Origin of the sequence: Chelativorans salis (genome assembly GCF_025336525.1) — a bacterium.
Taxonomy (GTDB): Bacteria; Pseudomonadota; Alphaproteobacteria; order Rhizobiales; family Rhizobiaceae; genus Chelativorans; species Chelativorans salis.
Genome location: NZ_JAOCZP010000001.1, coordinates 142950 through 156068, shown reverse-complemented (window position 1 = coordinate 156068; position 13119 = coordinate 142950). Strand labels below are relative to the sequence as shown.

The window sequence follows — 13119 nt, the reverse complement described above, 5'->3', positions numbered from 1 at the left end:
GGCTCTCGCTTCGCTCGGCCGGGATGACGATGGAAGGGGGGCGCCGCCTTCAAAAGTCGACCGCCGTGCTTGCCATTCGCTTCCGCATCCTTCACTGAAATCTCATGAAGGCCGCCACACCACCCCGCCTCCGCCTCGACCATCTCCTTGTTGAGCGCGGCCTGTTCGAGAGCCGCGCGCGGGCTCGCGATGCGATTCTGCGCGGCACGGTGAGGCTGGCGGGTGCGGTGGCGGCGAAGCCGGGGCAGGTGGTGGCGCCTGACGCAGAGATCGCCGTGGACGACCCGGCGCAGCGCTACGTCTCGCGCGCCGCACTCAAGCTCATCCATGGGCTCGATGCCTTCGGCCTTGACCCGCAAGGCGCTCACGCGCTCGACATCGGCGCCTCCACCGGTGGCTTCACGCAGGTGCTGCTGGAGCGGGGCGCGGCGCATGTGACGGCTGTCGACGTTGGCAGCGGACAGATGGACGAGCGGCTGAAAGCCGATCCGTGCGTGACATGCCTCGAAGGGATGAACGCTCGCCATCTCACGCTCGAGGCGATCGGCGGCCGGAGGCCCGATTTCCTCGTCTCCGACGTCAGCTTCATCTCGCTGAAGCTGGCGCTGCCGCCCGCACTCGAAATGGCTGGGCCCGGCGCGCGAGGCCTTTTCCTCGTCAAGCCTCAATTCGAAGCGGGTCGCGAGGCCATCGGCAAGGGCGGCCTCTTGCGCGCGCCAGCAAGGGCGGAGGAGATTGCGGAGGCGATGAGGGACTGGCTGGGAACAAACCACGGCTGGCGCGCCATCGGTCTCGCCCCTTCGTCCATCGAGGGCGGCGATGGCAACCGCGAATTCCTGCTAGCCGGGCGGAAGGCATAATGACCGAGACGCTGCGGATCGAAGCGCTGGGTGCTCAGGGCGACGGCGTGGCCAAAACGGTGGCCGGCCCCGTCTATATCCCATTTGCTCTACCGGGCGAGACGGTGAAGGCCCAGGTGTCGGGCCAGCGGGGCACGCTTGTGGAGGTTGAGGAAGCTTCCGAGCAGCGGGCGGAGCCTCCCTGCCGACATTTCGGCGCCTGCGGCGGCTGTGCAGTACAGCATCTCGATTTGCAAGCCTACGCTGAGTGGAAGCGTGGAAAAGTAGACCGCGCCCTGCAAAGCCGTGGTCTCGAAGCCGAGGTGGCGCCGCTCGTCACCTGTCCACCTGCCTCGCGCCGGCGCCTCGCCTTCACCGCGCGGGCAATGGGGCAGCGCGTTCTGCTGGGCTTCAACGCTATGCAGTCGCACCGCATTGTCGATGTCGAGGAATGCCCGGTTTCCGATCCGCATGTCGTCGCTGCCCTCCCGGACCTGCGCCGGCTCGCCGGGTTGCTGGCGGCCACGCCAAAGTCGTTCCGCCTCATGGTCACCGCCACCCGCCCCGGACTGGACATCGCGGCGGAAGGGGCGGGCCGGCTGCACGAAAAGCGCCGGCAGCAGGCGGTGGCCTTCGCGCTGGCCAAGGGGTATGCGCGGCTTTCGCTCGATGGGGAGGTGCTTGTAGAGCGCGAAAAGCCGACGGTGCTCCATGGCGAAGTGCCGGTGAACCTGCCGCCCGGCGGCTTCCTGCAGGCGGTCGCCGCCGCGGAGGAGGCGATGGTAGGCCTCGTGGCAGCGCATCTAAACGGCGCGAGGCATGTGGCCGATCTATTCGCCGGCAGCGGCACCTTTGCGCTGTGGCTTGCCGGCGGCATGCGTGTCCATGCCGTTGAGGGCGATGCGGCCGCATTGGCTGCGCTGGAGGCGGCGAGGACAACGCCCGGCCTGAAGCCGGTGACCACCGAAAGGCGCGACCTGTTCCATCGCCCGCTGACGGCGAAGGAACTCAACACCTTCGACGGCATCGTTTTCGATCCGCCGCGCGCCGGTGCCGAGGACCAGTGCCGGCGGATCGCCCGTTCCACGGTCCGCCGCGTGGCTGCCGTCTCCTGCAACCCCGGTACGCTCGCCCGCGATCTGGCGATTCTCATTGAAGGCGGCTACCGCCTCACCCGTGTTGTTCCCATCGACCAGTTCCTGTGGTCACCGCATGTCGAGGTGGTGGCGCTTCTGGAAGGGCCGGGGAAACGTGGCTGAACTCTCCTCTAGCTGCTAGCGGCGGCCGCCGTCGTTCTCTGGCTCGTCGCACCGTCTTGCGCGCTGTGCGGTAGCAGCGTTCGCCTCATTCGATTATAGGGACGCGAGAGCCCGCTCCGCGCGGGCCGCATCCACCTGCGAGGCGATGAACGATGAACGACGCACGGACGGCCCAGCGCGAGAAACGGGGCGCAAGGGGCTCGGCCGGCGAGGTGTTTTCGGCCTTCCTCAAGCTCGGCGTAACCTCCTTCGGCGGGCCGATCGCCCATCTCGGCTATTTCCGCGACGAGTTGGTGCTGCGGCGCAAGTGGATCGATGAGAAGGGCTATGCCGATCTCGTGGCGCTCTGCCAGTTTCTGCCGGGCCCGGCGTCGAGCCAAGTGGGATTGGCACTGGGGCTGTTGCGTGGCGGACCGCTCGGTGCGCTGGCCGCATGGACCGCCTTCACGCTGCCTTCGGCAATCCTCCTGGTCCTCTTTGCCCTCGGTGCCGCCGCCTTCGGCGGGCCTGTCGGCAGCGGCATCGTCACTGGCCTCAAGATCGTCGCCGTCGCCATCGTCGCCCAGGCCGTCTGGGGTATGGCGCGAAACCTTTGCCCCGATCGCGAGCGCGCCAGCATTGCACTCGGTGCGGTGCTTGTCGTTGTCTTCGTTGCCGGCTCCCTCGGCCAGATCGCAGCCATCGTGCTCGGTGGGGTGGCGGGCCTGCTTTTATGTCGAACGGCCGGTGAGGAGGTCTCCGGGCATGTGAGCTTTCCGGTTTCGCGCGCTTTCGGCGCGGTTTCGCTCTCCCTGTTCTTCGCCCTGCTATTCGGTCTTCCCGTCCTGGCGGCCTTCTCGCAAGGGGCCTCGGTCTTCGATGCTTTCTACCGCGCCGGTGCCCTCGTCTTTGGCGGCGGGCACGTTGTGCTGCCGCTGCTGGAGGCGGAAGTGGTACGCGGCGGCTGGGTGACGCGTGATGCGTTTCTGGCCGGTTACGGCGCCGCACAGGCGGTACCTGGCCCGCTCTTCACCTTTGCCGCCTATCTCGGCACGGTCCTGCAGCCGGCGCCCAACGGGCTTGCCGGCGCCACCATTGCCCTGATCGCCATTTTCCTGCCGGGCTTCCTGCTCCTGCTCGGGGTCATCCCGTTCTGGGACGCTTTTCGCAAGCGCCCGACTGCACAGGCGGCGATGCGCGGCACCAATGCAGCCGTCGTCGGCATTCTCGGCGCGGCCCTCTACGATCCCGTCTTCACCAGTGCAATCGTCGGGCCGCAGGCATTCGCGCTGGCGCTCACCTGTTTCGTGTTGCTGATGGCATGGAAGACGCCGCCCTGGGGCGTCGTGCTGGTCGCGGCGGCGGGCGGCGCGGTGATCGGTATACTGTAGCCTTCGCGCCGGGTTGCAATGGGCGGGTTCTATCGGCCTTTCAGAAGCTGTTCGACATAGTCCGGCACCACCCGGCTCGCCGGCCCATGGATCGCCTCATCGAAGTCACTGAAGGTCTCCGAAGGCTCCAGATTGAGCTCCACCGTATGCGCCCCGGCGCGACTGGCTTCCTGCACAAACTGCGCCGCCGGATAGACGCTGCCGCTGGTGCCGACGGCCAGGAAAAGATCGCAGTCGCCCAGCGCTTCGTAAATGCGCTCCATGTGATAGGGCATCTCCCCGAACCACACCACATCCGGCCGCAGACAGCCTGCCTCAGCGCAAGCGGGGCAGGGCACTTCCGTCGAAAGCGCCCCGCGCCACTCGTGCCGGGAGCCGCAGCGCGAGCAGAGCGCCTTTGCGAGCTCGCCGTGCATATGGATCAGGTTCTTAGAGCCAGCCCGCTCGTGCAGCTCGTCGATATTCTGCGTGACAAGGGTTACCGGACCTGAATGCTCCGCCTCCAGCCGGGCCAGCGCGTAATGTGCTGGATTCGGTGCAATGCCGGCCAGTGCGCTGCGGCGTTGGTTGTAGAAATCGTGCACCAGCGCCGGATCGGCGACAAAACCTTCCGGCGTGGCCACCTGCCGGTAGTCGTATCTCGACCAGATGCCGCCCTTGTCGCGGAAAGTATCGACGCCCGATTCGGCCGAGATGCCGGCGCCGGTAAGAATGACAATACGCTGTGGCATCACGCCTGCGTGCCGCCCACCGTCACCTTGTCCATCCTCAGATGCGGCTGGCCGACGCCCACGGGCACGCCTTGGCCGTTCTTGCCGCACATGCCGATGCCGGTGTCGAGCTTCATGTCGTTGCCGACCATCGAGACGCGGTGCATGGCGTCCGGCCCGTTGCCGATCAGCATGGCGCCCTTGATCGGCTGGGTCACCTTGCCGTCCTCGATCATGTAGGCCTCGGTGCAGCCGAAGACGAACTTGCCGGAGGTGATGTCCACCTGTCCGCCCCCGAAGGAGACGGCGTAGACCCCCTTCTTCACCGACGCGATGATCTCCTCCGGCGTCTTGTCGCCGGCCGTCATGTAGGTGTTGGTCATGCGCGGCATGGGCTCATGCGCATAGGATTCGCGCCTGCCGTTGCCGGTAGGCTTCATGCCCATGAGGCGGGCGTTCTGCCGGTCCTGCATGTAGCCGACCAGCTTGCCATCCTCGATCAGCACATTATGGCCGGACGGCGTGCCCTCGTCGTCGATCGTAAGCGAGCCGCGACGCTCGGCCATCGTGCCGTCGTCGACGACGGTGACGCCCTTGGCTGCGACCTGTTGGCCCATCAGGCCGGCGAAGGCCGAAGTCTTCCTACGGTTGAAGTCTCCCTCGAGCCCGTGACCCACCGCCTCGTGCAGCATCACGCCCGGCCAGCCATTTGCGAGCACGATATCGAAGGTTCCCGCAGGCGCGGGGACCGCCTCCAGGTTGACCAGCGCCTGGCGCAACGCCTCTCCTGCTGCGAAACGCCAGGAATCTTCGGCGAGAAACTCGCCGAAACTCTTGCGCCCGCCCATGCCGTAGGAGCCCGTCTCCTGCCGATCGCCGTCGCCGACCACGACGGATACGTTCATGCGCACCAGCGGGCGGATGTCGCGGGCGAGCTGCCCGTCGGCGCGCAGAATCTCCACATGCTGCCAGGAGGCGGCGAGCGACGCCGTGACTTGGCGCACGCGCGGGTCGTTGGCCCTGAGCCAGCCGTCGATCTCCTGCAGGAGCTTCGCCTTCTCCTCGAAACTGGGCGCGGCGATCGGATTGTCCTCACCGTAGAGCCGCTGGTTGGTGCCGGTAGGCGCAGCGGCAAGCGTGCCCGAATAACCCTGCTTCACCGCCGACACCGCATCCGCCGCCCTCCGCAGCGCCGCCTCGGAGAGCTCGCTCGAATGCGCATAGCCCGTCGCCTCCCCGGCAACGGCGCGCAGGCCGAAGCCCTGGTCGGTGTTGAAACTCGCCGTTTTCAGCCTGCCGTTGTCAAAGACGAGCGCCTCGCCTTCGCGATATTCGAGGAACAGCTCTCCGTCATCGGCGCCCGAAACGGAATCAGAAACGAGGGATTTGAGCTTGTCTGCGGAACAGTCAAAGGAATCGATGAGCGAGCGTGGCATGAGCGGATATCCTGTGTTTTGTCCCATCCCATTTAAGGGCGATGGACGGATCGATCCAGTGCCGGGGAGAGTTTGGTGACTATGGAGGGCGTGATGGGAGCATGGAATCGCGCCACGTCCTCCGACATGCTCAGGATGGGGACTGGTGTCTGCGCCTGCCTGACAAGGTTGAGGCTGAAGGCACGCGCCCTTACGGCAGTGCTTCGAAGCCTTCGCCGAAGCCCTTGAGGTCCACCGGGATGCCGATGCCCTCCTCGGGAGTCTGGAAGACGATGAAGGTGGCCGATTCGCCGTTCTTCAGCGTTTCGAGAAGCTCACCGCTCAGGATCACTTCGGCATAGCAACCGTCCTGGAAGCAGCGCGCGAAATAGGCGCGGCCGATATCCTCGCCGTCCACGTAGAGGCCGAGCCCGTTGGGCAGCAGCACGCCGAGCGGCGCTAGAACACGCATGATTTCCCGCTTGTTGTCGGCGGTTCGCAGCACCGCTACGGACAAGCCCACCTCCGGCCTGTCCTCAGCCACCACGTTCTGCATCATGATGCATTGCTCGCTGGCGGCGCCGGCTGGCGTGTCGCAGAGGATCGACCAGGCGCCGTGGGTTGAGCGCACGGATCCTTCCTGCTGTTGTTGCTGCTGCGCGGTGGCGGGCAGGATGACGGCCAATGTTGCGGCGAGCACCGCCACCACACGTACGACCAACGGCATAATGAACCTCTTTCCCCGACGAATCACGGCCACCTATCCTGACGATGCGCGCCCGAAAAGGAAATAGCCATTCCAGGCAACCCTTACCCAAAGCGCCGCCACACTCGTTGTCGAATCGGTCAGAATTGCGGACAAGTCGGCACTGCTTGCCGCCGGCCCCGCCGGGCAGCGCAAAAATGCCGCATGCACGGCTCTACGCCTTTCTTGCGGTTCGCATGAGAGTATGATTTGAACGCGCCTGTATTGAACGGGTTTCGATGCGGCTTCTCGCCGGGCTGCAGGCTTTTGGCGTATCCGGCGCATCGCCGGCAGAAAGCGCATTGATCGGGAGATGACGAGGGTTATGAAGAAGTTTGTTGCGAGCCTTTGGGTCGTCGCGCTGTCGCTGGCCGCCACCGGTGCCTTTGCGGCACAGCCCGAGCCCTGGCAGGTACGGTTCCAGCCCGCTGCGACGGGCATTATGGAGCAGATTCGGTGGTTTGAGGCCTACACGCTGTGGTTCATCGTGCCGATCACCCTTCTGGTGATGGCGCTTCTGGCCTGGTGCATCGTCCGCTATCGCGCCAGTGCCAATCCGGTACCTTCCCGCACCAGCCACCACACCCTCATCGAGGTCCTGTGGACTGTCGGACCGGTGGTCATTCTGTTGCTTCTCGCGGTACCCTCCTTCCAGCTTCTGACGGCCCAATACACCCCGGAGGAAGAGCCCTCCGTGACAATCAAGGCGACTGGCGTTCAGTGGTACTGGGACTACGAGTACCAGGACGGCGAGACCCCGCTCTCCTTCACCTCGCTGTTGCTTCAGGACAGCGACCGGGCCGAAGCCGGCAAGGAGGACAGGACCCAGTACCCCCGTCTGCTCACCGTCGACAACGAGGTCGTGGTGCCGGTCGGTCAGACCGTGCGCATGCTGGTCACCTCCAGCGACGTGATCCACGCCTTCGCCATGCCGGCCTTCGGCATCAAGGTCGACGCCGTGCCTGGTCGCATCAACGAGACCTGGTTCAAGGCGGAGCGCGAAGGTCTCTACTACGGTCAGTGCTCGGAGTTGTGCGGCAAGGACCATGCCTTCATGCCGATTGCCATCCGCGTCGTCTCGCAGGACCAGTTCCAGAGCTGGTACGCAACGGCACAGGAAGACCTGGAGGGTGCCAACAGCGCACTGATGGCGGCGATCGAGAACGGCAACGGCGAGGACAAGGTCGCTACCGCTGAATAAGCCGGGCGACGCTAAGGACAATTGGAGCGGTAGGAAACATGGCAGGCGCTGCGACTGAGACCCACCACGATGATCACAAGCCGAAGGGCTGGGTGCGCTGGGTGTATTCCACGAACCACAAGGATATCGGCACCCTTTATTTGATCTTCGCGATCGTCGCCGGTGTCATCGGTGGCTTTCTGTCGGTGATGATGCGCTGGGAGCTCGCCGAGCCGGGCATCCAGATATTCCATGGCCTTGCCTCCATGGTCTATGGCTATGAGGGCGCGGCGGCTATCGATGCCGGTAAGGAGATGTACAACGTCTTTACCACCGCCCACGGTCTCATCATGATCTTCTTCATGGTGATGCCGGCGCTGATCGGCGGCTTCGCCAACTGGATGGTGCCGATCATGATCGGCGCGCCGGACATGGCCTTCCCGCGCATGAACAACATCTCCTTCTGGCTCCTGCCGCCGGCCTTCATTCTGATGCTCCTCACCATGTTCGTTCCGGGCGCCGCAGGCAGCTACGGTGCCGGCACCGGCTGGACGATCTATCCGCCGCTGTCGACGGTTGGTCAGCCCGGCCCAGCCGTGGACCTCGCCATCCTGTCGCTGCATATCGCCGGCGCCTCCTCGATCCTCGGTGCGATCAACTTCATCACCACGATCTTCAACATGCGCGCGCCCGGCATGACGCTGCACAAGATGCCGCTCTTTGCATGGTCGGTGCTGATCACGGCCTTCCTGCTGTTGCTGGCGCTCCCGGTTCTGGCCGGCGGCATCACGATGCTTCTGACGGACCGCAATTTCGGCACGGCTTTCTTCGCCCCCGACGGCGGCGGCGATCCGGTGCTCTTCCAGCATCTGTTCTGGTTCTTCGGGCATCCGGAGGTGTATATCCTCATCCTGCCCGGGTTCGGCATCGTCAGCCACATCGTGTCGACCTTCTCGCGCAAGCCGATCTTCGGCTATCTCGGCATGGCCTATGCAATGGTGGCAATCGGCGCCGTCGGCTTCATCGTGTGGGCGCACCATATGTACACCACGGGCCTGTCTCTCGACGCACAGCGCTACTTTGTCTTCGCCACCATGGTGATCGCGGTGCCGACGGGCGTGAAGATCTTCTCGTGGATCGCCACCATGTGGGGCGGCTCGATCTCCTTCCGCGTACCGATGCTTTGGGCGATCGCCTTCATCTTCCTGTTCACCGTCGGCGGTGTGACGGGCGTGCAGCTTGCAAACGCCGGCCTCGACCGGGCGATGCACGACACCTATTACGTGGTGGCCCACTTCCATTACGTGCTGTCGATGGGCGCCGTCTTCGCCATTTTCGCGGCTTGGTACTACTGGTTCCCGAAGATGACGGGCTACATGTACAATTCCTTCGTCGCGCGGCTGCACTTCTGGATCACCTTCATCGGTGTGAACCTGATCTTCTTCCCGCAGCACTTCCTGGGCTTGGCCGGCATGCCGCGCCGCTACATCGACTATCCGGACGCCTTCGCCGGCTGGAACATGGTGTCGTCCTACGGTTCCTACCTCGCGGCCATAGGCGTGCTCGTCTTCCTCTACGGTGTGGTCGAGGCCTTCGCGAAGAAGCGCATTGCCGGCGCCAACCCCTGGGGCGAAGGCGCGACGACGCTGGAGTGGCAGCTTTCCTCGCCCCCGCCTTTCCACCAGTGGGAAGAGCTGCCGAGGATCAGGTAAACTGGAAAAACGGTGTGGCCCGGAACGAAGGTCCGGGCACGTCAGCTTAGAATGAAATGTAGCAACATGGCGCTGGTCGAACGAAAGTATGTGGATGGACGCGACGGCCGCCTCTCCGAGGCGACGGCGGGCGATTTCATCGCGCTTCTGAAGCCACGCGTCATGTCGCTCGTCGTCTTCACCGCCTTCGTCGGCATGGTCTTGGCGCCGGCCACACCCAATCCGCTCCTGGCCGTCATCGCCATTCTGGCGATCGCCGTCGGCGCGGGCGCGGCGGGCGCGTTGAACATGTGGTATGACGCCGATATCGACGCCAAGATGACGCGTACGGTGGGCAGGCCTTTGCCGAGAGGGCGGGTGGCGCCGGGCGAAGCACTCGGCTTCGGCCTCTTTCTATCGGCCTTCTCGGTGATGACGCTGGGCCTGATGGCCAACTGGCTCGCAGCCAGCCTTCTGGCCTTCACCATCTTCTTCTACGTCGTCATCTATACCATGTGGCTGAAGCGCTCGACACCGCAGAACATCGTCATCGGCGGTGCCGCCGGTGCGCTACCGCCGGTTATCGGCTGGGCCGCGATCACTGGCACGGTGACACTGGAAAGCCTCGTGCTCTTCCTCATCATCTTCCTGTGGACACCGCCGCATTTCTGGGCGCTGGCGCTGTTCAAGACCGGCGACTACGCCCGTGCCGGCATTCCCATGATGCCAAACGTGGCCGGCGAGGAACACACGAAGCGGCAGATCTTCGCCTATGCCGTTCTGGTCGCGGTCAGTGGCTTGCTGCCCAGCGTTCTCGGCTTCGCCAGCATTGCCTACGGCGCCATAGCGGCAGTGCTCGGCTGTGGCTTCGTCTGGTATTCCTGGCGGGTGCTGAAGATGGACCAAGGCGACCGAACGATGGGCCCGGCCAAGGCGTTGTTCGCCTATTCGCTCGTCTATCTCTTCGCTATCTTCGCCGTTCTGCTCCTCGACGGCATGATCTCGCGCATTGGAGCCTGATGCGATGCCTGACGACGACGATCGCATCAAGCCGACGGAGAAGCAGTTGAAGGCGCGGCGCAACCGCTCCATCGCGATCGCACTGGCGCTCGCTGCCTTTGTCATCATCGTCTATCTGGGCAGCCTCATGAAGCTGGGCTCGTCCCTGTTCGACCGGGCCATGTGAGGAGCGTGATGAGCACGACGGCTTCCGACAGCGCTCGCAACCGCCGCAACCGCGGCGTGGCCGTGCTGTGTGTCGGCGTGTTTGCCGGCATGGTGGGCCTGTCCTATGCGGCCGTGCCGCTTTACCAGCTTTTCTGCCAGGTCACCGGCTATGGCGGCACGACGCAGCGGGCGGAGCAGTATTCCGACACTATCCTGGACCGCGAGATCACCGTCCGTTTCGACGCCAATACGAACGGCGCATTGCCCTGGGAGTTCAAGCCCAAACAGCGCCAGGTGACGTTGAAGATCGGCGAGACGGTGGAGATCGCCTATATGGCGCGCAACCTGTCTTCCAAGTCCACCACCGGTACCGCAACCTTCAACGTCGCGCCGGGCCTTGCAGGCGCCTATTTCAACAAGGTCGAGTGCTTCTGCTTTACCGAGCAGGAGCTGCAGCCCGGTCAGTCATATGAGATGCCGGTGCAGTTCTTCGTCGACCCGGAGATCGTGAACGTGCCGGAATTGAAAGACCTGAAGGTGATCACGCTTTCCTATACATTCTACCCGCTGCCTCAGGAATCGGTCGAAGCGCCGCGCCCCGAGGAAGTAAAGAACCAGAAGACCGAGGGATAACATGGCTGGCGCCCACGCAAAGCACCACGACTACCACATCATCGATCCGAGCCCCTGGCCCTTCATCGGCTCGGTCGGCGCGCTTGTGACGGCCATCGGCGCGATCGCCTGGATGAAGGCTGCGCAGGGCGCGACCTTCCCGCTCTTCGGCGTGGACCTGGCGGCGACCAATTTCTGGCTCTTCCTGATCGGCATGCTGATCGTGCTCTACACCATGTTCGCCTGGTGGAGCGACACGATTAAGGAAGCTCAGGAAGGCCATCACACCAAGGTGGTCTCGCTGCATCTGCGCTACGGCATGATCATGTTCATCGCCTCCGAGCTGATGTTCTTCGTGGCGTGGTTCTGGGCTTTCTTCGACGCCAGCTTGTTCCCGGGCGAAGTAGCCCAGGTAGCCCGTGCCGAGTTCACCGGCGGCGTTTGGCCGCCGGAGGGCGTTGAGGTTCTCGATCCCTTCCACCTGCCGCTCTACAACACCATCATCCTGCTTCTGTCGGGCACCACCGTCACCTGGGCGCACCACGCGCTGCTGGAGAACGACCGCAAGGGGCTGGTCGCCGGCCTGGCGCTGACCGTAGCGCTCGGCCTGCTCTTCTCGGCTGTCCAGGCGTATGAATACCTGCACGCGCCCTTCGCTTTCCGCGATTCCATCTACGGTGCGACCTTCTTCATGGCGACGGGCTTCCATGGCTTCCACGTTATCGTCGGCACGATCTTCCTCGCCGTCTGTCTGTTGCGCGCCATGGCCGGCCATTTCACGCCGCAGCAGCATTTCGGTTTCGAGGCGGCCGCCTGGTACTGGCATTTCGTTGACGTCGTCTGGCTGTTCCTCTTCGCCTTCATCTATGTATGGGCCTCGGCTGGCGCGACGATCGCGCATTGATCGGCGAAGATCGTAATTCGTGGAGGGGGCGGCCGCGAAGAGCGGCTGCCCCTGTCCTTTTTGGTGAAACAGGAAATGTGCGATGAGTGACGACAAGGCCATCTGGCCGCCGGTCGATCCGGTTCGCGCCGGGCTCTTCGGCCGCTGTCCGCGCTGCGGCGAGGGCAGGCTCTTCTCCGGCTTCCTGAGCATCGGCAAACGCTGCGCCAATTGCGGGCTCGACTACGGCTTTGCCGATTCCGGCGACGGCCCGGCAGCCTTTGTCATCCTCATCATCGGCTTCATCGTCGTCGGCCTTGCCCTGTGGCTGGAAGTGACGACGAGCGCGCCGCTTTGGTTGCATTTCCTGCTGTGGGTACCGCTCACATTGGTTCTTTCGCTGGTGGCACTTCGGCTGATAAAGGGGCTTCTCATCGCCCTGCAATACCGGAACAAGGCCGCCGAGGGGCGGTTGGAAAAGGCGGAATGAGTATAGCGGAGCACAACATCGGCCCCCGCGGGAGCTTCATGCTTCTCGCCATCAGCATCCCCGTGCTGGTGCTTCTCCTGGTGCTCGGCACCTGGCAGGTCGAGCGGCTGCAATGGAAGGAAGGGCTCGTCCAGCGCATCGAGGAGCGGATTGCCGCCGCGCCAAAGCCGCTCGAGGAGGTTGCCCGCCTGAACGCCGAAGGCGACGATGTCGACTATCGCCCGGTGGCGGTCATCGGCTGGTTCCTGCACGAGGCCGAACGGCACTACCTTGCCACCTGGCAGGGGCAGTCCGGCTTCTTTGTGCATACGCCGTTGCGGCTCGCCGACGGCCGCTACATCTTCGTCAACCGCGGCTTCGTGCCCTATGATCGCAAGGACCCGGCCACCCGTTCCGAAGGGCAGGTGCCCGGTAGCGTGGAAGTGGGCGGTCTCGCGCGCACGGCACCGGCGACGAAACCCTCCTTCATCGTGCCCGACAACGACCCGACGGAAAATATTTTCTATTGGAAGGATCTGGGCTCAATGGCCCGCTCAGCCGGGCTTGACGGGGAGAAGGTCTACCCCTTCTATGTCGATGCCGACAATGCGCCCAACCGCGGCGGGCTACCGGTTGGCGGCGTCACCCGCATCAACCTGCCGAACAATCATCTGCAATATGCCGTCACCTGGTACGGTCTGGCCTTTGCGCTCGTCTGTGTCCTGGGCTACTGGTTCCTGCGCCGTCGCGGCGTGGGCGACACTTGACACCGGCCGCCG

14 protein-coding genes are annotated in these 13119 nt (G+C 64.3%); 11 read left to right on the top strand and 3 right to left on the bottom strand.

Translation table 11 applies throughout. The features are described from left to right. Positions 1–104: 104 nt before the first annotated feature. The 3 genes from N5A92_RS00775 to chrA all read left to right on the top strand — a co-directional run bounded on the left by N5A92_RS00775 (position 105) and on the right by chrA (position 3468). Positions 105–860 (top strand): TlyA family RNA methyltransferase, encoded by a 756-nt coding sequence (locus N5A92_RS00775; RefSeq protein ID WP_260899903.1) that lies wholly within the window; start codon positions 105–107, stop codon positions 858–860. Further along, the gene (locus N5A92_RS00770; RefSeq protein ID WP_260899902.1) at positions 860–2098 is read left to right on the top strand and encodes a class I SAM-dependent RNA methyltransferase; all 1239 of its coding nucleotides are present in this window, start codon (positions 860–862) and stop codon (positions 2096–2098) included. Before N5A92_RS00775 ends, N5A92_RS00770 begins: the two co-directional genes overlap by 1 nt. A gap of 152 nt (positions 2099–2250) precedes the next feature. Continuing rightward, a complete protein-coding gene (gene chrA / locus N5A92_RS00765) occupies positions 2251–3468 on the top strand; it encodes a chromate efflux transporter (RefSeq protein WP_260899901.1) in 1218 nt (405 codons plus the stop codon). Between the two features lie 29 nt (positions 3469–3497). On the opposite strand, the gene N5A92_RS00760 is transcribed toward chrA, so the two are convergent. From N5A92_RS00760 to N5A92_RS00750, 3 genes are all read right to left on the bottom strand, one after another. Continuing rightward, entirely contained in the window at positions 3498–4199 is a 702-nt protein-coding gene (locus tag N5A92_RS00760) for an NAD-dependent deacylase (protein WP_260899899.1), read from the bottom strand. Beyond that, entirely contained in the window at positions 4199–5614 is a 1416-nt protein-coding gene (gene tldD, locus N5A92_RS00755; RefSeq protein WP_260899897.1) for a metalloprotease TldD, read from the bottom strand. The genes N5A92_RS00760 and tldD overlap by 1 nt, the downstream gene beginning before the upstream one ends. A gap of 190 nt (positions 5615–5804) precedes the next feature. Next, positions 5805–6320 carry an invasion associated locus B family protein gene (locus N5A92_RS00750; RefSeq protein ID WP_260899896.1) on the bottom strand — a complete coding sequence of 172 codons (516 nt, stop codon included), beginning with the start codon at positions 6318–6320 and terminating at the stop codon, positions 5805–5807. A gap of 343 nt (positions 6321–6663) precedes the next feature. On the opposite strand from N5A92_RS00750, the gene coxB reads away from it, so the two are divergent. The 8 genes from coxB (at position 6664) to N5A92_RS00710 (ending at position 13107) form a co-directional block, all read left to right on the top strand. After that, entirely contained in the window at positions 6664–7539 is an 876-nt protein-coding gene (gene coxB, locus N5A92_RS00745) for a cytochrome c oxidase subunit II (RefSeq protein ID WP_260899895.1), read from the top strand. 38 nt (positions 7540–7577) lie between these two features. Further along, on the top strand, positions 7578–9230 hold the full coding sequence (gene ctaD / locus N5A92_RS00740; RefSeq protein WP_260899894.1) for a cytochrome c oxidase subunit I: 1653 nt from the start codon (positions 7578–7580) through the stop codon (positions 9228–9230). 66 nt (positions 9231–9296) lie between these two features. Beyond that, positions 9297–10229 carry a heme o synthase gene (locus tag N5A92_RS00735; RefSeq protein WP_260899893.1) on the top strand — a complete coding sequence of 311 codons (933 nt, stop codon included), beginning with the start codon at positions 9297–9299 and terminating at the stop codon, positions 10227–10229. 4 nt (positions 10230–10233) lie between these two features. Then, entirely contained in the window at positions 10234–10395 is a 162-nt protein-coding gene (locus N5A92_RS00730) for a hypothetical protein (RefSeq protein ID WP_260899892.1), read from the top strand. An 8-nt stretch (positions 10396–10403) separates the two neighbouring features. Then, on the top strand, positions 10404–11009 hold the full coding sequence (locus N5A92_RS00725; RefSeq protein WP_260899891.1) for a cytochrome c oxidase assembly protein: 606 nt from the start codon (positions 10404–10406) through the stop codon (positions 11007–11009). A 1-nt stretch (position 11010) separates the two neighbouring features. Then, positions 11011–11892, top strand: coding sequence for a cytochrome c oxidase subunit 3 (locus tag N5A92_RS00720; protein ID WP_260899889.1), 882 nt, complete (start codon positions 11011–11013; stop codon positions 11890–11892). A gap of 82 nt (positions 11893–11974) precedes the next feature. After that, the gene (locus N5A92_RS00715; RefSeq protein ID WP_260899887.1) at positions 11975–12361 is read left to right on the top strand and encodes a DUF983 domain-containing protein; all 387 of its coding nucleotides are present in this window, start codon (positions 11975–11977) and stop codon (positions 12359–12361) included. Beyond that, complete coding sequence (locus tag N5A92_RS00710) at positions 12358–13107, top strand: SURF1 family protein (protein WP_260899886.1); 750 nt, start codon at positions 12358–12360, stop codon at positions 13105–13107. The genes N5A92_RS00715 and N5A92_RS00710 overlap by 4 nt, the downstream gene beginning before the upstream one ends. Positions 13108–13119: the final 12 nt, after the last annotated feature.